The sequence below is a fragment of the Candidatus Levibacter sp. Uisw_134_01 genome, from assembly GCF_047717795.1.
Classification (GTDB): Bacteria; Pseudomonadota; Alphaproteobacteria; order Puniceispirillales; family Marisalimonadaceae; genus Marisalimonas.
Window position 1 is genome coordinate 439000 of record NZ_CP159808.1, and the last position, 23295, is coordinate 462294.

The 23295-nt window shown below is 34.0% G+C and carries 20 protein-coding genes and 3 tRNA genes; 18 read left to right on the forward strand and 5 right to left on the reverse strand.

What is annotated here, in order from left to right:
* The first annotated feature begins 46 nt into the window (after nt 1-46).
* The gene (locus ABXT66_RS02355) at nt 47-883 is read left to right on the forward strand and encodes a nitroreductase family protein (protein WP_443644063.1); all 837 of its coding nucleotides are present in this window, start codon (nt 47-49) and stop codon (nt 881-883) included.
* On the opposite strand, the gene ABXT66_RS02360 is transcribed toward ABXT66_RS02355, so the two are convergent.
* Nucleotides 870-1736: an alpha/beta fold hydrolase gene (locus ABXT66_RS02360; protein ID WP_443644064.1), complete on the reverse strand. Its 867-nt coding sequence runs from the start codon at nt 1734-1736 to the stop codon at nt 870-872. The two genes, ABXT66_RS02355 and ABXT66_RS02360, sit on opposite strands and share 14 nt — an antisense overlap.
* A 153-nt stretch (nt 1737-1889) precedes the next feature.
* Here ABXT66_RS02360 and ABXT66_RS02365 point away from each other — a divergent pair, with 153 nt between their 5' ends.
* The gene (locus ABXT66_RS02365) at nt 1890-3083 is read left to right on the forward strand and encodes a CaiB/BaiF CoA transferase family protein (protein ID WP_443644065.1); all 1194 of its coding nucleotides are present in this window, start codon (nt 1890-1892) and stop codon (nt 3081-3083) included.
* A 14-nt stretch (nt 3084-3097) separates the two neighbouring features.
* The gene (locus ABXT66_RS02370) at nt 3098-3886 is read left to right on the forward strand and encodes an enoyl-CoA hydratase (protein WP_443644066.1); all 789 of its coding nucleotides are present in this window, start codon (nt 3098-3100) and stop codon (nt 3884-3886) included.
* An 18-nt stretch (nt 3887-3904) separates the two neighbouring features.
* Here ABXT66_RS02370 and ABXT66_RS02375 read toward each other — a convergent pair whose 3' ends face one another.
* Together ABXT66_RS02375 and ABXT66_RS02380 are read right to left on the reverse strand one after the other, a co-directional pair.
* Nucleotides 3905-4807 carry an amidohydrolase family protein gene (locus ABXT66_RS02375; RefSeq protein ID WP_443644067.1) on the reverse strand — a complete coding sequence of 301 codons (903 nt, stop codon included), beginning with the start codon at nt 4805-4807 and terminating at the stop codon, nt 3905-3907.
* Nucleotides 4808-4818: 11 nt separating this feature from the next.
* On the reverse strand, nt 4819-5712 hold the full coding sequence (locus ABXT66_RS02380) for an NAD(P)-dependent oxidoreductase (protein ID WP_443644068.1): 894 nt from the start codon (nt 5710-5712) through the stop codon (nt 4819-4821).
* 149 nt (nt 5713-5861) lie between these two features.
* Between ABXT66_RS02380 and ABXT66_RS02385 the strand changes: the two genes are divergently transcribed.
* Genes ABXT66_RS02385 through ABXT66_RS02400 form a run of 4 tightly spaced genes read left to right on the forward strand, consistent with a single transcriptional unit; the run spans nt 5862 to nt 9009 of the window.
* A complete protein-coding gene (locus tag ABXT66_RS02385; protein WP_443644069.1) occupies nt 5862-6734 on the forward strand; it encodes a DMT family transporter in 873 nt (290 codons plus the stop codon).
* A 50-nt stretch (nt 6735-6784) separates the two neighbouring features.
* Nucleotides 6785-7477, forward strand: a complete 693-nt coding sequence (locus ABXT66_RS02390; protein WP_443644070.1) for an SDR family oxidoreductase — start codon at nt 6785-6787, stop codon at nt 7475-7477.
* 46 nt (nt 7478-7523) lie between these two features.
* Nucleotides 7524-7961, forward strand: coding sequence for a GNAT family N-acetyltransferase (locus tag ABXT66_RS02395; RefSeq protein WP_443644071.1), 438 nt, complete (start codon nt 7524-7526; stop codon nt 7959-7961).
* Between the two features lie 19 nt (nt 7962-7980).
* Nucleotides 7981-9009, forward strand: coding sequence for a Gfo/Idh/MocA family protein (locus ABXT66_RS02400; protein ID WP_443644072.1), 1029 nt, complete (start codon nt 7981-7983; stop codon nt 9007-9009).
* A gap of 10 nt (nt 9010-9019) precedes the next feature.
* Here ABXT66_RS02400 and ABXT66_RS02405 read toward each other — a convergent pair.
* Together ABXT66_RS02405 and rlmB are read right to left on the reverse strand one after the other, a co-directional pair.
* Nucleotides 9020-9095 (reverse strand) — tRNA-Thr (locus tag ABXT66_RS02405).
* Between the two features lie 43 nt (nt 9096-9138).
* Nucleotides 9139-9996 (reverse strand): 23S rRNA (guanosine(2251)-2'-O)-methyltransferase RlmB, encoded by an 858-nt coding sequence (gene rlmB / locus ABXT66_RS02410; protein WP_443644073.1) that lies wholly within the window; start codon nt 9994-9996, stop codon nt 9139-9141.
* 153 nt (nt 9997-10149) lie between these two features.
* On the opposite strand from rlmB, the gene ABXT66_RS02415 reads away from it, so the two are divergent.
* The 11 genes from ABXT66_RS02415 (at nt 10150) to rpoC (ending at nt 23265) form a co-directional block, all read left to right on the forward strand.
* Nucleotides 10150-10234, forward strand: a tRNA-Tyr gene (locus tag ABXT66_RS02415).
* A 55-nt stretch (nt 10235-10289) separates the two neighbouring features.
* A complete protein-coding gene (tuf, locus tag ABXT66_RS02420) occupies nt 10290-11480 on the forward strand; it encodes an elongation factor Tu (RefSeq protein WP_443644074.1) in 1191 nt (396 codons plus the stop codon).
* Nucleotides 11481-11528: 48 nt separating this feature from the next.
* Nucleotides 11529-11604, forward strand: a tRNA-Trp gene (locus ABXT66_RS02425).
* A 91-nt stretch (nt 11605-11695) separates the two neighbouring features.
* The gene (gene secE, locus ABXT66_RS02430) at nt 11696-11893 is read left to right on the forward strand and encodes a preprotein translocase subunit SecE (RefSeq protein ID WP_443644075.1); all 198 of its coding nucleotides are present in this window, start codon (nt 11696-11698) and stop codon (nt 11891-11893) included.
* Nucleotides 11894-11944: 51 nt separating this feature from the next.
* Nucleotides 11945-12475: a transcription termination/antitermination protein NusG gene (gene nusG, locus ABXT66_RS02435; protein WP_443644076.1), complete on the forward strand. Its 531-nt coding sequence runs from the start codon at nt 11945-11947 to the stop codon at nt 12473-12475.
* Nucleotides 12476-12519: 44 nt separating this feature from the next.
* Complete coding sequence (gene rplK, locus ABXT66_RS02440; protein WP_443644077.1) at nt 12520-12948, forward strand: 50S ribosomal protein L11; 429 nt, start codon at nt 12520-12522, stop codon at nt 12946-12948.
* Between the two features lie 3 nt (nt 12949-12951).
* On the forward strand, nt 12952-13626 hold the full coding sequence (gene rplA / locus ABXT66_RS02445; protein WP_443644078.1) for a 50S ribosomal protein L1: 675 nt from the start codon (nt 12952-12954) through the stop codon (nt 13624-13626).
* Between the two features lie 237 nt (nt 13627-13863).
* Complete coding sequence (gene rplJ / locus ABXT66_RS02450; RefSeq protein WP_443644079.1) at nt 13864-14370, forward strand: 50S ribosomal protein L10; 507 nt, start codon at nt 13864-13866, stop codon at nt 14368-14370.
* Between the two features lie 24 nt (nt 14371-14394).
* On the forward strand, nt 14395-14769 hold the full coding sequence (gene rplL / locus ABXT66_RS02455) for a 50S ribosomal protein L7/L12 (protein ID WP_443644080.1): 375 nt from the start codon (nt 14395-14397) through the stop codon (nt 14767-14769).
* Between the two features lie 109 nt (nt 14770-14878).
* Nucleotides 14879-19051 carry a DNA-directed RNA polymerase subunit beta gene (gene rpoB, locus ABXT66_RS02460; RefSeq protein ID WP_443644081.1) on the forward strand — a complete coding sequence of 1391 codons (4173 nt, stop codon included), beginning with the start codon at nt 14879-14881 and terminating at the stop codon, nt 19049-19051.
* Between the two features lie 35 nt (nt 19052-19086).
* Nucleotides 19087-23265 (forward strand): DNA-directed RNA polymerase subunit beta', encoded by a 4179-nt coding sequence (gene rpoC, locus ABXT66_RS02465; protein ID WP_443644082.1) that lies wholly within the window; start codon nt 19087-19089, stop codon nt 23263-23265.
* Nucleotides 23266-23295 lie beyond the last annotated feature (30 nt).

Below are 23295 nucleotides of genomic sequence, written 5' to 3' on the forward strand. Positions count from 1 at the left end.
TATCAAGAGTATTATAATATTATTAAATTTTGGAAAGCAATATATAATGATTGATGCATCTAAACTATATTATAACAGATATGGTAAATATTCTGACCTAGATTTGTCACAAGTTGATATTTCACCTCTACTAAAATCTATTTTATCAAGATCTAGTGTTAGAAAATTTTCAAAAAAACCTGTAACTAAAGAAACTTTAACATTGCTATTAGCGTCTGCTCAGTCTGCTCCTTCAAAATCAAACCTTCAACAATATTCAATTTTAGTAATACAAGACACTAGTATCAAAACCGAAATATCAAATCTGATTGGAAATACTAAATGGGCACTTACAGCTCCTGTATTTCTTCTATTTCTTGCTGACATTAGAAGAAACATTAAAATTTCTAACGATAGGGGGTATAAGCATAAGAATAATAATGTAGATACTTTTATGAATGGGGTAATAGACGCAGCTCTTTCTATGCAATCAATGATAATTTCTTCTGAGGCAATGGGTTTAGGGGTTTGCCCAATAAGTATGATTAGGAATATTATTCAAGAAGTTAAATTTATCTGTAATTTACCAAAAGGCGTTTTCCCAATTGCAGGATTGGCTGTTGGCTGGCCTGATCAAAAAGCTCCTGTTTCTCTTCGACTACCTCAGGATATAGTCACTCACTTTGATACTTATAAAGAAGATAATCTTGATCAAAAAATAAATGAATATGATGAACGTGTATTTAAAATAGCTCCTATTTTAAAGGAGAAACAAAGACATGTAGACCTTTATGGTGTTGCCCAAAAAGGAACTTGGTCGGAAAATATCAGTAGACAATTATCTGTTCCAGAAAGAGAAAACTTTAAAAAATGGCTGAAAGGTCATGGAATTAATCTTGAATAATATCTTGTAAAATTTTGTTAAATATTTTTTCATCTTCATACATTATCCAATGACCTAAATTATATTCAACATGAAATCTTACGTTAATATTTTGAGTTCTTAAAATTGCCATTCTGTCTTCAAGATAAACACCTACGCTGGCATCCTTTTCTCCCCAAACAACATAAAGCGGAACATTTTGTTTGCCTAATACTATGGCTAAAGTGTCAGTTGCTGATATCGGTCTGCTCTTAATTCTATGAGAATCTGTATTTTTTTTTTGGATATGAACGGCAAAATCATCGACTTTATTTGGATTATGCATCATTAAAATTTCAAGATTAGTTTTGTGGGCGTTATAAATATCTGTTTCACTCATATTAGAATGTCTTGGTATCATATCTCTCATTTCACCTCTCTTAGCTCCTAATCCACCAGGTCCAACCAAAATCAATTTTTCTGGTTTAAAACCTCTTTGAATTAATTCATAAGATAAGTGACCAGCAATTAGCCCACCAAAAGAAAAACCACATATTATTGGCTTTTCATCTAATGTTATTAATTCTAAAATTGTATCAGCTAAATTCGAAGCTATTTTTTCTGGAGTGTGAGGAAGAGTTAAATCATCAGACTCCCCAAATCCAGGCATGTCCGGTATTAATACTTTATATTTCTTTGAAAACGGTATTGCTTGTTTTATCCAATGCCCCCAACTTCCGTATCCACCATGTAAAAAAATTAAAGGTGTACCTTCACCCCACGATCTCCAACAAACTTTTGAATCCTGTGAATTAATAAATAATTTTTTTGAATGTTGTTCTATTGCAGAGAGATATTCTAAATGTTTGTCAAAATTAAATTTATACTCAATCATTGTTTTCCTATAGGCCATAACTTAACAACTGATAATTTTTTTTTCGTTTATTAACAAGTATTTTTTTGATATTATATTTATGTTTATTAAATAAGTTTAAATTATTAAATAAGCTTCAGCTATACTCATATAATTGGCTATGGAGAAATTATTATGCCCCATTCACCCGCTTCTAAAGCCCTGTCTCACATTAGAGTAATTGATCTTACTAGAGTTAGATCTGGTCCTACTGCTGTAAGACAGCTGGCTGACTGGGGTGCAGACGTAATTAAAGTAGAGGCTCCAGAAAGTGTTGAGGCTGATGGAGCTCTTGGGGCATCAAGGCATACTTCTGATTTTCAAAACTTACACCGCAATAAAAGAAGCATTACTCTAAATTTAAAAAAACCTGAAGCCATAGAAATTTTAATGAAGCTTGTAGAAACTTCTGATGTAATGGTAGAAAATTTTAGACCTGATGTTAAAGACAGACTTGGTTTGGATTATGAAACTTTAAAAAAAAGGAACTCAAAAATAATCCTGGCTAGTATCTCAGGTTTTGGGCAGGACGGGCCATATGCCAAAAGACCTGGTTTTGATCAAATAGCTCAAGGTATGGGGGGGTTAATGAGTATTACAGGCGCTCCTGGTGAAGGTCCCATGAGAGTTGGAATTCCAGTTGCAGATCTTACTGCTGGTCTATTTTGTGCTATGGGTATTCAAACAGCGTTAATAGAAAGAGAAAAATCTGGTCTTGGACAGTGGGTTAATACATCCCTACTACAGGCTCAAATTTTCATGTTGGATTTTCAAGCTGCGAGATGGTTAAGTGAAAAGAATGTAGCAGGGCAGGCTGGTAATAATCACCCAACAAGTGTACCTACTGGTGTCTTTAAAACAACTGACGGATCAATAAATTTAGCTGTAGCTGGAGAAACAATTTGGAAACGATTTGTTGAGGCTATAGACAAAAAAGAATGGCTTGATAAAGACGAATTTAAAGGAGCTAAGGAGCGACTAGAAAATAGAGACTATTTAAATGATCTGATTGAAGAAGTTACTGTTCAAAAAAGTTCAAATGAATGGGTTGAAAAATTAGAAAAAGTTGGAGTTCCTTGTGGTCCAATCAATTCAATTGATAAAGTTTTTGATGATCCTCAGGTTAAACATCTTGGCATAGCACAGTCTATTGAGACAATTCCATTTGGTAAAACAGAACTTGTTGGACAGCCATTTAATCTATCCCGTTCCCCAAGTTCTTTGAAACAAAGGCCTCCAGAGAAGGGAGAGCATAATAAAGAAGTTTTGTCAGATTTAGGTTTTACTGACAATGAACTTAATGATTTTCAATCAAAAAACATAATTTAAATATAGGGTTTATAATGATTACAGAAAAAATGATATCTCGAGTTGAAGATGGCATTGGGTATATTACTTTTAACAATCCAGAAAAACATAATGCAGTATCAATAGAAATGTGGGACGCATTGGAAAATATTCTTGATGATTTTAGAGAAAATCAAAACATAAGGGTCATTGTTTTAAATGGAGCAGGTGGTAAATCATTTGTTTCAGGAGCAGATATTTCTAAATTTGATAAAGAACGAAGCTCTAAAGATGCTGTTTTGAGTTATAATAAAAGGACACAAAAAGTTTATGAAAACCTTGAGACGTTTCCAAAGCCAACCATAGCTATGATCAATGGCTATTGTATAGGTGGTGGTCTAAACGTAGCAGTTTGTTGTGATATAAGGATTTGTTCAGAAAAATCAAAGTTTGCAATGCCGGCTGCAAAATTATCTCTTGGATACCCTTTTTCATCAATAAAAAGACTATTTGATGTAATGGGGCCTGGAATGGCTAAGCATTTCATGTTTACAGCTGAAAAAATTTCAGCAGATGAAGCCCTATCTTGTGGGTTAGTCCAAAAGCTAGTTAAAGAAGAAGATTTAGAACTGTTTGTAAATAATTATGCTTCCACGATTTCTAAAAATGCTCCATTGACAATAAAAGCTATGAAACAGATAGGAATAGAAATTTCAAAAAATTCTGATGACCGAGACCTGTTGTTATGTGAACAACTTGCATCTGCGTGCTTTGATAGTGAAGATTATAAAGAAGGTAGAAAGGCTTTCATGGAAAAAAGAGCGGCAAACTTTAAAGGTATTTAAATCAATATTAAGTCTTTATCACACAGGGTTATAATACTTTATAGCATTTTGATAAAATAAATGATTGATATGATTGCTACTCATTTTAGATGTAATGCTTTTAAATCCATCAAATATTTGATCAAAGCTAGCTAAAACACTATCCACAGGGAAATTTGATGCGAACATGCATCTTTCAAAACCAAATATTTTAATTGTATCTAAAATAATTTCTTTATTAAGATCAACAGTCCATTTTTTATTAGGAACGCAGATACCAGATATTTTTACGGCTGTGTTCGGTTCCTTTGCAAATTCTTCTAGATGAGTTTTCCAATCATCCAAACCTTTTTTTGATCTGTCAGCAGGAAGCCCTGTGTGGTTTAAAATAATAGGTGTGTCTGGGAAATCTCGTGCTAACTTAGAAGCATCTTTTAAGTGCCACCAAGGTGTTTGCAGGTCAAAACTAAGTTTGTATTTTTTTAGCAAAGAATACCCTTGTCTAAAAATTGGATCATTTAAAGTTCCTTTTGGATTAAGAAGTTGAACTTTTGGAGAAGGCGATGATTTTGGCTTATGCCTTATACTTCTTATTAAAGGAAATTGTTTATGCGCCTTTAAAACTTCCTCAATATCGTCTCTATCAAACCAGGCCTGCCCAACTAAGGCATTTGGAAATCCAGAGGCATCAAATAATTGTTGAAGCCATTTAGTCTCGCCCACAGGGTCACTAGTGTCCCATTCGGTTTCCATATGAATTGTTTTAACAATATTATGTTTTTTACTAACTTCTTTATAATCCGAAATTAAAAAGTTTTTACAGATGGAGCCATAGTCTCCATATCTAAACGGTATTTGATTTTTTGGGTCTAACCATGGGTTTTTTTTTAAACTTAAATCCCAAAAATGGTGATGAGCATCAATTATGGGTATGTCTTTCATGTTTTTCCTCTTTAAATGGTTTTACTTTTGTCTAATAACTTTACAATAGAAGTGCCATCTAGGTTTTCTTTTGATTTTCCTGTAAGGATTGTAAATAATTGTCTTGTTAGGCTAGTTATTGGTATGGGTATATTTTTTTGATTTGCAAGTTCAGACACCATGGAAAGATCCTTTAAAATTTGTGAGGCATAACCCTGAGGTTTAAAGTCTTTTTTTATCATTCTTGGAAATAAATGTGTTAGTAAATTTGACCCCGCATGGCCATCACTTAAAGCATTAGGAATTTTATGAGCATCAATTCCCCAAGCCTCTGCAAATGTTAACGCTTCGGCCAAAATAGCATAATTGTTCAATACTAATATTTGATTTATCATCTTTACTATTTGACCTGATCCAACAGAACCAAAATGTGTAAAATTTGATGAAATATCGTTTAAAATTGGTGAAATGATCTCTAAATCTTTTTGTTCTCCTCCAACCATTATTGCCAATGATCCATCTAAAGCTTTTTCAGGTCCTCCTGATACCGGAGCATCCACCCATGATGATCCTTTTTCTGCAGAAATTCGTTTAGAAAGATTTATAGTTTCATCAGCTAATGTTGTAGATAAATCTATGATAATTGTATTTTTAGAGGCGTTTTGAACTATTCCATTCTTCCCAAAGATTACATCACTGACATTCTCAGTTTTATCGACACAGATAAATATAAAATCACAAGTTTGAGATATTTCAGCTGGATTTATACATATCGATACTTTATTCTCATCTTGAAAAAGTTCTAATCTTTTTTCATTTTTATCATAAGCGTTAATTGAGTAATTTACTTCTAACAATCTCTTTACAAGAGAAAAGCCCATTAACCCTATTCCAATGAAACCTATTGGTTTTTTATAATTTTTCATAAACGTCCTATCAAAATTAAAAATATAAAACTTCACTTTAATGTTATATTATTAAAAATCATTTATTTCTAAGCAAATAAAAATTCTATTGATTAACTTAATATTTTTCTAAACCTAAAATTCAATCTTATCAGAGGCTCTAGCTAACTATGATCAATAACGTTAAGAAGGGTATTATCATAATTGTTCTTTCCACGCTTCTCTTTGCTATAATGGATGGTGTATCAAGATATTTAGCTGATACTTACAATGTTTTTGTGATAAATATGATCAGAAGTTGGGTTTTAGCTTTATTAGTAATTTCCATAAGTTTAAGAAAAAAAAATGGTATAAAAAAGGTAATATCTAGCAAACAACCTGTCATTCAATTTATCAGAGGAATATTACTTATATCAGCAATATTAATCGGAGTTTATTCATTTACAAAGCTTGGTTTAGTACAAACTCATTCAATATTATCCTTTTTCCCCTTAATAGTTGTTGCTTTGTCAGGTCCAATTTTAAATGAAAAAATAGGTATTCAAAGATGGTTAGCGGTTTTATTTGGTTTTTTAGGGATTTTTATTATTTTGGATCTAAAAAACTTTGTTGTTAGTTTTGACGCTCTATTACCTATTCTTGGTGCATTTGTTTTAGGTTTTTATAGTGTTTTGACAAGAAAGGTATCAAAACATGATTCATCTGAGACAAGTTTCTTTTGGGTGGCTATGGTTGGTTGTTTTGTAATGTCTATTGTTGGACCTTTTTATTGGGAACCTATTTTTTTTAAGGATTGGGGTTGGATGGCTTTATTATGTGCGTTGAGTACGGCTGGTCACTTCTTGTTGATAAAAGCTTATGAAAGTGCAGAGGCAAGTGTTTTGCAACCCTTCACATACTTTCAGTTATTTTTTGCTTCAATTATAGGGGTAATTATTTTTAACGACAAAATAACATTATCAATATTGGTTGGTGGCAGTATAGTGGTAGGAAGTGGAGCATTTGCAGCATGGAGAAGTCACGTAAAGAACTTAAAAAAATAAATTTAAAGACATGAATACTATTACAATCAACGAAGTTTTTAGGAGGTTTTATGGTGGAAACTATTTTAATAACAGGAGCTAATAGAGGCATTGGCTTAGCTTTAACAAAATTATCTCTAATCAAAAACCTCAATATTGAAGCTTGTTTTAGAGATGACAAAAAATCGGAAGAGTTACAGGAATTGTCTTTAGAGCACCCTAACTTAAATATTCATAAAATGGATGTTACTAACTCTGAAAGCATTAAGAAAATATCCCAAAATATTAATTTTAAGGTTGATATTTTGGTTTGTAATGCAGGAGTTAATAACGGGAAAGGTGATATTTTCAGTAAAGAGCACAATGAAAAGGCTATTATGGATGTAATGATGGCGAATGTTGCGGGACCATTTTTGACAATCAAAAATTTTTATAAAAATTTGAATGTAAACCATGGAGCAAAAATTGCTATTATATCATCTCTTATGGGAAGTCAGCAACACTCATCCTCAAATGCACCCATATACAGAGCTTCAAAAGCAGCAGCTAACAATTTAATGCGGACAATATCAAATCAATTTATTAATGATAATGTAATAGTAGCCTCTTATCACCCTGGTTGGGTTAGGACCGATATGGGAGGAAGCCATGCGGATATATCTCCAGAAGAAAGTGCTGAAGGGTTAATGAAACAATTTTTAAATTTAAAATCAAATGATACAGGAAAATTTTTTAATTATGATGGAAGTGTTTTGCCATTATAGCCTGATATTGATTAATTAAAAATTTTCTAATACTGAGATTTAAACTATGAACGCATTTAAATTTTATAAAATAACTTCCAATGATGAAATCAACATTTCATTTAAAATCAGAAAAAAGGTATTTTGTGAAGAACAAAATATATCAGAGTACATAGAATTTGATAATTTAGATCATTTATGCAACCATTTTATGATTTTTAAAGAAAGCGAAGCTATAGCAACTGCAAGGGTTCGTAAAAAAGAAAATCATATATTTAAAATTGAACGGGTTGCTGTTCTTGTAGAGCACAGAAACATTAAAGTAGGTAGTTTATTGATTAATGAAATTATTAAATATTATAATGAAACAGAAAATAAGAGTTCAATAATTTTACACAGTCAGGTAGCTGTTGAAAAATTTTATAAAAGTCTAAATTTTGTTTCCTATGGAGAAAACTTTTTAGAAGATGGTATTTTGCATATAGCAATGAGGCATATCAACTAATTATTAATGTGACTTTGTTATGAAAAATAAAATTCGTTTGGCAATAGTTGGAACTGGGTATTTTAGTCAATTTCACTATGACGCTTGGGAAAGGCTAAATGTTGAAGTTGTTGCAATATGTTCATTAAATAAGAATGAGGCTTTAGCAAGATCAAAACAATTTAAAAACTGCAGGGTTTTCATAGATTTTAAAACTATGATAAATAAAACTGATGCAAACCTCGTCGATATTATAGTTCCTCCTAAAAACCATTTAAATTTTATCAAAATTGCCGCTGAGTCAAATGTTAACATTGTTTGTCAGAAACCGTTTACGAACAATCTTAAAGAAGCAAAAAAAGCTGTCAAAATTGCAGAAAAATACGGAGTGACAATCGCAGTTCATGAAAATTTTAGATATCAGCCGTGGTATATTAAAATTGATGAAATATTAAAGTCTTCATTATTGGGTGATTTATTTCAAGTGAGTTTCCGTATGCGACCAGGAGATGGGCAAGGCAAAGACGCATATTTAAATAGGCAACCTTATTTTCAAGAAATGGAACGATTTATGATTCACGAGACAGCTATTCACATAATAGATGTGTTTAGATTCTTATTTGGTAATATTAATTGTGTTTTTGCTAAACTATCTAAACTTAATAATCATATTAGAGGAGAGGATGCAGGAATAGTGTTTTTTGAGTTTGAAAATGGGATGAGGGGTTTATTTGATGGAAATAGATTATCAGACCATGTTGCATTTGATAGACGTTTAACAATTGGAGAAATGTTAATTGAAGGATCAAATGGAACATTAAGATTAAACGGAGATGGAGAAATTTTTTACAGGAAATTTAGTGAAAATAAAGAAAAAAAAATTATATACAAATGGAAGAATAAAGGCTTTGCAGGAGATAGTGTCTTTTATTATCAAAAACATTTATTGGATTATTTTGTTCATGATAAAGAGCTTAATAATGACGCAAAAGATTATATAGAAAATCTAAAAATTGAGGATTCAATATATAAGTCTGACTCCTGTACAAGAGTGATAAAAATAAAATGAAATTTTGTTATGGTGCCGGCTGGGGGACTCGAACTCCCGACCTGATGATTACAAATCAACTGCTCTACCAACTGAGCTAAGCCGGCACTGATAAAATCAATAATCGATATTTATTTTGGAAACAAGAACTTATTTAATTTTTATAATATTTTTTTGCAATTGTAGCATTGTTATACAAGCCGCATTTGATACATTAAGTGATTCACTTTCCTCATTTATAGGTATTGTGATTAATGCATCAACCTTTTCTCTTGTTAATCTTCTTAGCCCTTTTCCTTCAGATCCAAGGATAACAGCTATGTTGCCGGTTTCTTTTTCTAAGTCAAAAATGTTACCTGACCCCCCATGCGCTAATCCATAAACTGTAAAATTTGATTGTTGTAACTTCTTTATTTCTCTAGCCATATTCGACAATTGAATTATTTCTAGTCTTTCAATGGCGCCAGAAGAGGCTTTTGACATTGCGGCTGTTTCTGAAGGGCTATTAGTTTGGGACAACGCTAGTCCATCCATTTTAAAAGCATGAGCGGATCTAATTATAGCTCCTACATTCTGAGGATCTGTTACTTGGTCTAAAATAATAATCCTTATCGGGTAACTTGTTTGATGTTGTTTGCTAATTAAAAACTCATCTAATGAAGTTCTTTGAAGTGGTTCAGCAATTAAAATTATATTCTGATGTGGCTTTAAATTGTTTAATTCATCTAATTCTTCTTTTTCTTTAATTTTAATTTCGATTGAAAGTCCCAAATCTTCAACTGTTCTCTTCCACGTGATGCACTGATCTTGTGTTGTAACCAAGTAAAATAGTTTTCTCTTTCTATTACCTAGTGCTGATAATGTTGAATGTTTTCCAGATATAATTACTTGATTAGTCTGAAGTTTAAAATTTTTAGAAAAATTATTTATATTTTTGGGGGCAAATCCTAATTTCTTTGACGTTTTTGTTCCTTTGTTGCTTTTTAATTTTTTATGTTTGTTGTTCATTATTAAATCTTGTTTACAAGCTACTTTAATTTTTTTTTTGTTGACATTTAAATAAACCTTTTCTATTCCGCAAGGCTTGTGTATACAACATAGCACATGAATTATATTAAGTAAGGTGAATTAATATTTAAGAAACAATAATTATAAATTTTCGGTGGGGTGGCCGAGTGGTTAAAGGCAGCAGACTGTAAATCTGCCCGCGTAGCGTACGTAGGTTCGAATCCTACCCCCACCACCATTAATCTAAATTCTAGCTTAAGTAATAATAAAAAGTAATAGAAAGGTTCTAAAAGATGTCTAAAGAAAAATTTGATCGTAGTAAACCGCACTGCAACATTGGAACAATAGGCCATGTTGATCACGGTAAAACAACATTAACCGCTGCAATTACAAAAGTTATGGCAGATGCTGGTCGTGCTGATTTTTCTGCTTACGACCAAATTGATAAGGCTCCTGAAGAAAGAGAAAGAGGTATAACTATCTCTACAGCTCACGTTGAGTATTCAACTGAAAACCGTCATTATGCTCACGTTGATTGTCCAGGTCATGCTGACTATGTAAAAAACATGATTACTGGGGCGGCTCAAATGGATGGTGCTATTTTAGTTGTTAATGCTGCTGACGGTCCTATGCCTCAAACTAAAGAACATATATTATTAGCTCGTCAGGTTGGTGTTCCTTCATTAGTTGTTTACATGAACAAAGTTGATCAAGTTGATGATGAAGAGCTTTTAGAGTTAGTAGAATTAGAAATTCGTGAGCTTTTAAGCAGCTACGATTTTCCAGGTGACGATATCCCTATTATAAAAGGTAGTGCATTAGCTGCACTAGAGAATCGTGACGAAGCTATAGGCATCAATTCTATAAATGAGCTGATGGCAGCGGTTGATTCTTATATTCCTCAGCCAGCTCGTGATAAAGATAAGCCTTTTTTAATGCCTATTGAAGATGTTTTTTCAATTTCAGGAAGAGGTACTGTTGTTACAGGACGTGTTGAAAGAGGAATAGTAAAGGTTGGAGAAGAAATTGAGATTGTTGGGATCAAAGAAACAACCAAGACAACTTGTACTGGTGTTGAAATGTTTCGTAAGTTATTAGATTCTGGTGAAGCTGGAGATAACGTTGGGGTTCTTCTCAGAGGTACAAAAAGAGAAGATGTTGAGCGTGGTCAGGTTTTATCTGCGCCTGGTTCAATTAAGCCTTACTCAAAATTCAAAGGCGAGGCATATATATTAAACAAAGATGAAGGTGGAAGACATACACCATTTTTTAGTAATTACCGTCCTCAATTTTACTTTAGAACTACAGATGTAACTGGAGCTGTTGAGCTTCCATCAGGCACTGAAATGGTGATGCCGGGTGATAATATAGCAATAACTGTAGAATTAATTGCACCAATAGCAATGGATGAAGGTTTAAGGTTTGCTATAAGAGAAGGTGGAAGAACGGTTGGTGCTGGAGTGGTTTCAAGTATTCAGTCTTAAATAGTAGGTAATTAATAGTTAAAGTAATGAGAAAAGTTTGATTTAATTAGGAGTGTAGCTCAATTGGTAGAGCACCGGTCTCCAAAACCGGGGGCTGGGGGTTCGAGTCCCTCCACTCCTGCCATTAAAAAATTAAATTAAAAACAAGTTATCACTTTGACAAATTACAAAAAAAAAAGTAATAGATCATTTTATTCTTGCAAGAAAGGCTACTTATGGCTAAAACAAACCCCGCACAATTTGTTAGGCAGGTAAGACAAGAAATTAATAGAATAACATGGGCAACTAAGCGAGAAACTATGATTGCTTCGATGTCTGTTTTTGTTATGGCTTTAATTGCATCATTATTTTTTTTTCTGGTTGATCTTTTGCTATCAAATATTGTTCAAGCGTTATTAAGTTTTGGTGGCTAATTATATAGTTTTTTTTTGTTTAATTAAAAGTCTTGATTGTGGACGGTTATAATGTCTAAGAAATGGTACGTGGTTCATGTTTTTTCAGGTTCTGAAAAAAAGGTATGCCAGAATATCGAAGAACAGGTCGTTTCTAAAAATTTGGAAGGTATAATCGAACAAGTTTTAGTGCCAACTGAGGAAGTCATTGAGATTAGACGTGGGTCAAAAGTGCAAACTGAAAAGAAGTTCTTTCCTGGTTACATATTAATAAAAATGGAAATTACAGACGAGAGCTGGCACTTAATCAAAGCTCAACCTAAAGTAACGGGTTTCCTTGGAGCAAAAGGGAGACCAACCGCTATTAGTGAAGTTGAAGCTAAAAGATTGATTAGTCAAATTAGTGAAGGAGTAGATAGGCCTAGATCTAGCATAATATATGAAATAGGTGAAGAAGTTAGAGTTTCAGAGGGTCCTTTTCAAAGTTTCAACGGGTTGGTTGAGGAAATTGATGAAGATAAGTCCAGGTTGAAAGTTGCTGTGTCTATTTTTGGAAGGTCAACTCCAGTTGATCTTGAATATACACAGGTAGAGAAAATTTAGGTAAAAATTTATTAGCAACTATTACATTTGTTGCGGAGGTTAAAATGGCAAAAAAAATAGACGGTTATATTAAACTAAACATTCCAGCAGGCGCTGCTAACCCATCACCGCCAGTTGGTCCAGCTCTTGGCCAAAGAGGTGTTAATATAATGGAATTTTGTAAAGCATTTAATGCATCAACTGATTCTTTAGAAAAAAATATGCCTATTCCAGTTGTTATCACTGTTTTCTCCGATAAGAGCTTTAGTTTTGTTACCAAAACCCCACCTGTGTCCTTTTATCTCAAGAAAGCTGCAGGTAAAGAAAAAGGATCCAGTGAGCCAGGTAGAACAGTAGGTGGTTCAGTTAAAATCAATCAAATAAAAGAAATAGCAGAAAATAAAATGAAAGATTTAAATGCCGCTGATATTGATGGTGCAATAGAAATGGTTAAAGGCTCAGCCAGGTCAATGGGTTTAGAGGTTGTGGAGTAGGTCATGAAAAAAAGTAAAAGCTTAACAGATATGTATAAAGTTATAGATAATAAATCTTTCAATGTTGGTGAAGCAGTTGAAATTTTTGTTAATGCTAAAAAAAAGAAATTTGATGAAACAATAGAAGTTTCAATGAATTTAGGCATTGATCCTAGACATGCTGATCAAATGGTTAGAGGCGTTGTTTCTCTACCTCACGGTAATGGAAAAGAAATGAAAGTTGCAGTTTTTGCTAAAGATCAGAAAGCTGAGGAAGCTAAAAATGCTGGGGCGGATGTTGTTGGCGCTGAAGAGCTTGCTGAAGAAATGCAAAAAGGTAATTTAAATTATGATAGAATCATAGCAACTCCTGATATGATGGGAGTTGTGGGAAGAATTGGAAAGATATTAGGCCCCAAGGGCCTTATGCCTAATCCAAAGCTTGGAACAGTAACTGCAGACGTAAAGTTGGCTGTTGAAGCAGCAAAATCTGGACAAGTTCAATATCGTGCTGAAAAAAATGGATTAGTTCAAGCTGGTGTTGGTAAAGTTAGTTTTGGATCCGAAAAAATAACCGAAAATATTAATTCGTTCATAGACGCTGTGCAAAAGGCAAGGCCCTCTGGTGCAAAAGGAACTTTTATTAAAAAAATTTCAATCAGCTCAACTATGGGAGCTGGTATTAATATAAATATGTAGTTATTAACTACATATTTATTATGAGAATGATCGTTTTTCATTCTTGATTAGTCCTTAAAAAGGACTAAACCTGTCCAAGACTGTAGGTGAATGTAAGAGTTCTTAATATCCTGCATAGACAAGGAAAGCAGAATTTCTGCTGTTACTTATAGGGCAGGCCGTGGGTAATTTTATTACCTTAAATGCAACAAGTGTTATGATAATGAATTATCATAATAAAAAATTGGAGGCTTCTCGGTGAACAGAAATGAAAAAACCGACTTGGTCAATAATTTGCATGATACATTCGACAATGCGGCTTCAGTCGTTATTGTTCACTGTATTGGCCTTACAGTTGAGGAGAGTACAAATCTCCGAACTAAAATGCGAAACCAAAACTGTAATTTTAAAGTTACTAAAAATAGAATTGCACGTATCGCGTTAAAGGACACAAAGTACCAACACATGGACTCAATGTTTAAAGGACCAACAGCTATTGGTTCTTCTAATGACCCTGTGATGGCTGCAAAAATATTGGTCGATTATGCTAAAGAAAATGAAAAGCTAGTTATAATTGGAGGTGGTTTAGAAGATAAAGCACTTTCTAAAATAGATGTAGAAGCATTAGCTAAACTTCCAAGTCTAAATGACCTGAGAGGAAAGTTAGTTGGCCTTCTTCAAGCGCCTGCTTCAAAGATACTAAGATTATCTGTGGAGCCAGCGTCTCAAGTTTTAAGAACTATTTCACAAAAATCAAAACAATAACAAATTAACATTTTGGAGATTAAAATGGCAGATATAGAAAAAATTGCAAATGACTTAAGTTCACTTACTGTTTTAGAGGCAGCTGATTTAGCTAAGCTTCTTGAAGAAAAATGGGGTGTTTCTGCATCAGCACCTGTTGCTGTAGCGGCCGCTGGTGGGGGTGATGCTGCACCTGCAGCTGAAGCAAAGACTGAATTTAATGTTATGTTATCATCAGTTGGTGAGAAGAAAATAAATGTTATTAAAGAAGTTAGAGCTGTAACAGGATTAGGTTTGAAAGAGGCAAAAGACTTAGTAGAAGCTGCTCCTTCAATGGTAAAAGAAGGAGTACCTGAAGCAGAAGCAAATGAAATCAAAGCTAAACTTGAAGAAGCAGGTGCTACTGCCGAAATCAAATAATTGATTTAAATAATAAATAAACAAGCTTATATAATTAAGCTTGTTTATTAAGTTTTATTTTGTCCAAATTGTTACAACTAAATGTTTTTTTTAATTTAAAGGATAATAAATGTCAGTTCAATCAAGTTCATTATTAAATAGAAGAAGAGTTAGAAGAACCTTTGGGAAAATTAAAGAAGTTGCCCAAATGCCAAATTTGATTGAAGTCCAAAGAAATTCTTATGAACAATTTTTACAAATGTATGTTCCACCTTTTGATAGAATTGATGTTGGGTTACAAGCCGTTTTTAATTCTGTTTTCCCAATTAAAGATTTTACTGGTAGATCTATGTTGGAGTTTGTTTCTTACACATTGGAAGAGCCAAAATATGATGTTGAGGAATGCCACCAACGTGGCTTGACGTTTTCCTCACCCCTAAGGTTGACCTTAAGATTAATTGTTTGGGATATAGAAGCTGATACTGGTACTAGATCTGTTAGAGATATGAAAGAGCAAGATGTTTATATGGGAGATATGCCCTTAATGACTCCTAATGGAACATTCGTGGTTAATGGTACGGAAAGAGTTATAGTATCTCAAATGCACAGATCACCAGGTGTGTTCTTTGATCATGATAAGGGCAAAAGCCATGCTTCAGGTAAATACTTATTTGCCGCTCGAGTTATTCCTTACAGAGGATCATGGTTGGATTTTGAATTCGATCCGAAAGATATTCTCAACGTTAGGATAGATAGAAGAAGAAAGCTACCGTGTACGACATTGTTGATGGCTCTGTTAGACGAAAATTCGGAAAAGTATTTAAAAGAATGTAAAGAAAAAGAGCAAGAACCCGATAGAACAAAATTAATTGGAATGACAAGAGAGGATATTTTAAATTTTTTCTATGAAAACCAAATTTATAAATTCAAATCTAATAATTGGACAACTGATTTTATTGAAAACCAGTATAAGGGTGTAAGACTAGACTTTAACTTGATTGACTCTAAAACAGGAAAAGTTGTTGCTAATTCTGGTGATAAAATGACACCTAGAAATGTTAAGATTTTAACTGATAATGGTTTAAAAACTATTAAAGTAGATGAGCAACAGCTTGTTGGTAAATATATAGCTGACGATATAATTAATATAGAAACAGGCGAAGTATACGCAGAAGCTGGCGATGAAGTTACGGAAGATTTAATAAATCTTTTTAAAACAAACAATCTGGATGAATTAAAATTACTACTTATTGATAATTCCTCAGTTGGTCCTTGGATAAGAAACACATTAGTTTTAGATAAAAATGCATCTAGAGAAGAGTCCCTTGTTGATATTTATAGGGTAATGCGTCCAGGTGAGCCTCCTGCGCATGAAACTGCTGAAGCTTTATTTAATGGTTTATTTTTTGATCAAGATAAATATGACCTGTCTGCCGTTGGCAGAGTTAAAATGTCTGCCCGATTAGATCTTGAATTAGATGACAGTTTGAGAGTACTAAGAAAAGTTGATATATTGGCAATTCTTAAAGAATTAATTTCTTTAAAAGATGGTCATGGAGAAATTGACGATATTGATCACTTAGGTAATAGAAGAGTTAGATCAGTTGGTGAATTGTTAGAGAATCAATATCGTGTTGGTCTTTCTAGGATGGAAAGAGCAATAAGAGAAAGAATGAGTTCTGCTAATGAAATAGAAAACTTAATGCCTCAAGATCTAATAAACGCTAAGCCAGCGGCGGCTTCAATAAGGGAGTTTTTTGGTTCAAGTCAATTATCTCAATTTATGGATCAAACAAACCCACTTTCTGAAATTACTCATAAACGAAGAGTTTCTGCTTTAGGTCCAGGTGGGCTGACAAGAGAACGAGCAGGTTTTGAAGTTAGGGATGTTCATCCAACTCATTATGGAAGAATTTGCCCAATTGAAACTCCGGAAGGACCTAATATTGGTCTAATAAACTCCTTAGCAACGTTTGCTCAAATAAATCAATATGGTTTTATTGAAACTCCTTACAGGAAGGTTGAGGAAGGAAAGGTTACAAAAGAAGTCGTCTACGTCTCAGCTATTGAGGAAGGCAAGTTTACGATAGCTCAGGCTAATGCTGAATTAGACAATAATGATCAATTTACAGGTGAACTGCTTCCAGTTCGAAAAAGTGGTGATATAGGACTTGCTAATCCAAAAGATATTAATCTAATGGATGTGTCTCCTAAACAATTAGTTTCGGTAGCATCTGCGTTGATTCCATTTTTAGAAAATGACGATGCTAACAGAGCTTTAATGGGTTCAAATATGATGAGACAGGCTGTACCATTGGTCAAGTCAGAAAGTCCTCTGGTTGGGACTGGTATTGAAGCAACTGTTGCGCAAGATTCAGGGGTAACATTAGTTGCAAGAAGATCTGGTATTGTTGATCAGGTAGATGCAACTAGGATTGTTATAAGAGCAAATTCTTCTGATGAAATAGATATAAGTCCAGTTGACATATACTCATTATTGAAATTTCAAAGGAGTAACCAAAATACTTGTATTAATCAAAGACCTCTAGTTCAGGTTGGAGATATAATAAACAATGGTGATATTATTGCTGATGGGCCGGCTACTGAAGATGGTGAATTAGCGCTAGGAAGAAATGTGTTAGTGGCCTTTATGCCATGGAATGGATATAATTTTGAAGACTCAATTTTAATTTCAGAAAGAATAGTTAAAGATGATGTGTTTTCTTCAATTCATATTGAAGAATTTGAGGTTATGGCTAGAGATACTAAATTAGGTCAAGAAGAAATCACACGTGACATACCAAATATTGGTGAAGAAGCGTTAAGAAATTTAGATGAAGCAGGCATGGTTTATATAGGAGCTGAAGTTAAACCTGGAGATATCATGGTTGGAAAAGTCACTCCAAAAGGTGAAAGTCCAATGACACCTGAAGAAAAGTTGCTCAGGGCTATTTTTGGAGAGAAGGCCTCAGATGTAAGAGATAGCTCCTTAAAAGCACCTCCTGGAGTTTCAGGAACTGTTGTTGACGTAAGAATTTTTTCTAGAAGAGGTATTGATAAAGATGAAAGAGCTAGAGCTATAGAAAGGGCTGAAATTGATAGATTTGCCAAGGATAGAGATGATGAAAAAATAATTCTTGAAAGAGCTTATTATGGTCGACTAAAGGAATATTTACTAGGACAAAAAGTTTCTTCAGCAGACATAAAATCTATTACAAACGGTGATGTTATAACGGATGAGATGATAAATAAAATTTCTAGAGTAGAGCTTAGATCGATTTCTATTAACGATGATACAATTCAAAAAAATATAGAAAAATTATCAGCTCATTTCGACGGTGTTATTAAAACTTTAGAAAATAGATTTAATGATAAGGTTGACAAGTTACAAAGAGGAGATGAGCTTTTACCTGGTGTTATGAAAATGGTTAAAGTTTTTGTTGCAGTTAAAAGAAAATTACAATCTGGTGATAAAATGGCCGGTAGACACGGTAACAAAGGTGTTATTTCTAGAATTATTCCAGCAGAAGATATGCCATATCTAGACGATGGTACTCCTGTGGATGTAGTGCTTAATCCTCTTGGTGTTCCTTCACGTATGAATGTTGGTCAAATACTAGAAACTCATTTAGGGTGGGCAGCATCTGGGCTAGGTAGTAAGATTAGTAAAATGGTTTATTCAGATGATAATAATACACAAGTTAAAAAATTCTTATCTGAGATCTATGGTGATAAACAGTTTAACTCAGATTTATCTAATTTGACAGATAAACAAATTATTCAACAGGCTCAAAACCTTAAAAGAGGTGTTCCAATGGCAACACCGGTATTTGATGGCGCTAGTGAAAAAAATGTGAGAGATATGCTTAAATTGGCTGACTTAGACGAAACGGGTCAAGTATGGCTCACAGATGGAAGAACTGGAGAAGTTTTTGATAGAAAAGTAACTGTTGGGTATATTTATATGCTTAAGTTGCACCATTTGGTTGATGATAAAATTCATGCTAGATCAATTGGACCTTATTCATTAGTAACGCAACAGCCTTTAGGTGGAAAAGCTCAGTTTGGTGGACAACGTTTTGGTGAAATGGAGGTTTGGGCCCTTGAAGCATACGGTGCTGCTTATACACTTCAAGAAATGTTAACTGTTAAATCCGACGATGTTTCAGGAAGAACAAAAGTTTATGAATCAATAATAAGAGGGGATGATGATTTTGAAGCAGGTATACCTGAATCTTTCAATGTTTTACTTAAAGAGTTAAAATCGTTAGGCCTAAATGTAAATATGGATGTGGTCGAATAATTAAAGTTTAATACGAAAAAAGATAGGAAACAAATATGAATGAACTTATGAATACCTTTGGCCAAACAGGGGTAACTAAAGGTTTTGATCAAATAAGTATATCTATTGCTTCTCCAGAAGCAATTAAGAGCTGGTCATTTGGAGAAATAAAGAAGCCAGAAACAATAAATTACAGAACATTTAAACCAGAGCGCGATGGATTGTTCTGCGCTAAAATTTTTGGACCTGTTAGAGATTATGAGTGTCTTTGTGGCAAGTACAAGCGTATGAAATATAGAGGAATTATCTGTGAAAAATGTGGCGTAGAGGTAACTCTTTCTAAAGTTAGAAGGGAGAGAATGGGGCATATTGATTTGGCTTCCCCAGTAGCGCATATATGGTTCTTAAAATCATTGCCGTCTAGAATAGGGTTGCTTACAGATATGACCCTCAAAGATCTAGAAAGAGTGCTTTATTTTGAGTATTTCATAGTGACAGAGCCTGGGTTAACATCTCTACAAAAGGGACAGTTGCTTAACGAAGAAGATTATGAGAATGCTCTTGATGAATTTGGAGACGAAAGTTTTGAGGTCTCTATTGGTGCAGAAGCTATTAAAAAAATATTAGTTGAAATGGATCTAGATGAAGAACTGATTAAAATTCGAGATGATTTGATTAAAACAGGTTCTGAGATTAAACGAAAAAAGTTAGTTAAACGATTGAAATTAGTAGAATCATTTATTGATTCTGGTTCTAAGCCAGAATGGATGATACTTGAAGTTGTTCCAGTAATACCGCCTGAATTACGTCCTTTAGTACCATTAGACGGAGGAAGGTTTGCAACTTCAGACTTAAATGATCTTTACAGAAGGGTTATAAATAGAAACAATCGTCTAAAAAGACTCATAGAATTAAGAGCGCCAGATATAATTATTCGCAATGAAAAAAGAATGTTGCAAGAATCTGTAGACGCTTTATTTGATAATGGTAGACGGGGTCGGGTTATTACAGGTGTTAATAAAAGGCCACTAAAATCTTTATCAGATATGTTGAAAGGTAAGCAAGGCAGGTTCAGACAAAATTTATTAGGTAAGAGAGTTGATTATTCAGGGAGATCAGTAATAGTTGTTGGTCCTGAATTAAAGCTGCATCAGTGTGGTCTTCCAAAAAAAATGGCCTTAGAGCTTTTTAAACCTTTTATATACTCAAGATTAGAGCTTTATGGATTAGCCAGTACTGTCAAAGCGGCTAAAAGAATGGTTGAAAAGGAGAGGCCTGAGGTATGGGATATTCTTGAAGAGGTAATTAGAGAGCATCCAGTAATGCTTAATAGAGCTCCAACTCTTCATAGATTAGGTATACAAGCTTTTGAGCCTGTATTAATTGAAGGCAAAGCCATTAACTTACATCCTTTAGTGTGTACAGCTTTCAATGCTGACTTTGACGGTGACCAAATGGCTGTTCACGTTCCTTTGTCGCTTGAAGCTCAGTTGGAAGCAAGAGTCTTGATGATGTCTACTAATAACATTTTGTCTCCTTCTAGTGGTAAACCTATTATTGTTCCGTCTCAAGATATAATTCTTGGTCTATATTACTTATCTATGATAAGTGAATCAGTATTGGGCGAAGGTATGATTTTTTCATCCTCATCTGAAGCCTTGATGGCTTTAGATAATAATCAGGTTCACCTTCAGGCAAAAGTTAAAATCAGAGTAAACACGTATGATAAGTCAGGTAATCCTGTTGTTGAAATCGTTGAAACTACCCCTGGTAGAGCAAAGTTGTCAACTCTCTTACCAAAACATTCATCTGTAACATTTAATACGATAAACAAATTAATGACTAAGAAAGAAGTGACTAATGTTATTGATTACGTTTACAGACATTGTGGTCAAAAAGATACTGTAATATTTTGTGACCAATTGATGTCAATGGGTTTTAAGCACGCTTGTACAGCAGGTATTTCGTTTGGCATATCGGACCTTGAAACTCCACAAGCTAAGGCTGGCTTAATGGCTGGGGCTGAAAAGCAGGTCAAAGACTTTGAACAACAATACCAAGATGGATTGATTACTCAAGGTGAGAAATACAACAAAGTTGTTGATGTTTGGTCAAAATGCTCTGACGATGTAGCAGCTGAAATGATGAAGAATATTTCAACTATTAAAGTTGGTGAGCCTGTAAACTCAGTTTGGATGATGGCTCACTCTGGAGCAAGGGGTTCTGCAGCTCAAATAAAACAGCTAGCTGGAATGAGAGGTTTGATGGCTAAACCTTCTGGAGAAATTATTGAAACTCCAATTAAGTCTTCATTTAAAGATGGTTTAAATGTGCTTGAATACTTTAATTCTACTCATGGAGCTAGAAAAGGGTTAGCTGACACTGCTCTTAAAACTGCTAATTCTGGTTATTTAACTAGAAGGTTGGTTGATGTTGCTCAAGATTGTATAGTAACGGATGAAGACTGTGGAACAGAAAATGGTTTTGTTATGCGTGCTGTGATTGAAGGCGGAGATATTATAGAACCTCTTACAGAAAGAATTTTAGGTAGAACTGTAACTAATGACGTTTTAAGTAATAAAGGAAAAGACATAATAGTCAAAAAAGGAACTATTCTTGATGAAGATGATGTCGATAAGATTGAAAAAGCTGGTATAGATCAAGTCAAAGTCAGATCTGCATTAACTTGTGATACTCAGCCCGGTATTTGCGCTGCTTGTTACGGAAGAGATCTGGCAAGAGGTACACCTGTAAATATTGGTGAAGCTGTTGGAGTAATAGCCGCTCAATCCATTGGTGAGCCAGGGACGCAATTGACAATGAGAACATTCCATATAGGAGGGGCTGCTCAAAGAGGAGCCGAGCAGTCAAAAATTGAAGCTCCTTTTGATGGTAAGTTAAAATTAGATAATGCGTCTTCAGTAACAACGGAAGAAGGAAGCGAAGTGGTACTCTCTAGGTCTTCAGAAATGCTTATATTAGATGATCAAGGAAGAGAAAAAGCTCGTTATAGATTACAATATGGTGCAAAGTTATTAAAAAAAGACGGTGAAACCGTAAAAGCAGGCCAAATTTTAGCTGAATGGGATCCATACACAATTCCAATTGTAACTGAAAAAGAAGGTACAGCCCACTATGTTGATCTTGTTGACGGTATTTCAATGAGAGAAGTTGTTGATGAAACTACAGGTATAGGTAACAGGGTTGTATTAGATTGGAAACAACAAGCTGGTGGATCAAATTTAAGACCAAGAATTACTTTAAGAAACGAAGAAGGTGAAGTAATTAATTTACCAAATGGGCTAGAAGCAAGATACTTTATGTCTATGAATGCTATATTAAGTGTCGAAAACGGTAGTAAAGTAAAAGCAGGTTCTGTTCTAGCACGTATTCCAAGGGAGAGCTCAAAAACAAGGGATATTACAGGTGGCTTGCCAAGGGTGGCTGAATTGTTTGAAGCTAGGAAGCCGAAGGATTTTGCAATTATTTCGGAAAGTGACGGTGTCGTAGAATTTGGTGCAGACTACAAAGCTAAAAGAAGGATTAGGGTTGTTTCTCAAGATGTGGATATTGATCCTGTTGAGTATATGGTTCCAAAAGGGAAATTACTCGCTGTTCAAGAAGGTGATTTTATTAGAAAAGGCGATATGATAATAGATGGTAGCCCTGTTCCGCACGATATTTTAAATATACTTGGGGTAGAAGCTCTAGCTGATTACTTAGTAAAAGAAGTTCAAGATGTTTACAGACTTCAGGGCGTTAAAATCAATGACAAGCATATTGAAGTCATTGTAAGACAAATGTTGCAAAAAGTTGAAATTACTGAGCATGGAGGAACTACATTTCTTAATGGTGAGCATGTTAATAGGTTAGAGTTTAAGAAAGCCAATGAAAAAGCTATAGAACAGAATATTGAGCCTGCAAAAGGATTTCCAATATTATTGGGTATCACAAAAGCTAGCTTGCAAACTGAAAGTTTTATTTCAGCTGCATCATTTCAAGAAACTACTAGAGTTCTTACTGAGGCGGCAGTATCAGGAAAATCTGATTCTTTATTGGGATTAAAAGAAAATGTTATTGTTGGACGTCTTGTTCCAGCAGGAACAGGATCAATAGTGAATAAGTTGAGAATGACTGCAAACAGAAGAGATAAGGAAATATTAGAAGCTAATGCAAAACAAGAAAAAGCTTTGATTGACGCAGCAAATAAGGAAGTAAATGAGGAAACAATTTAGGCAAAGGTAGTATTGGTTAAAATTTAAGTT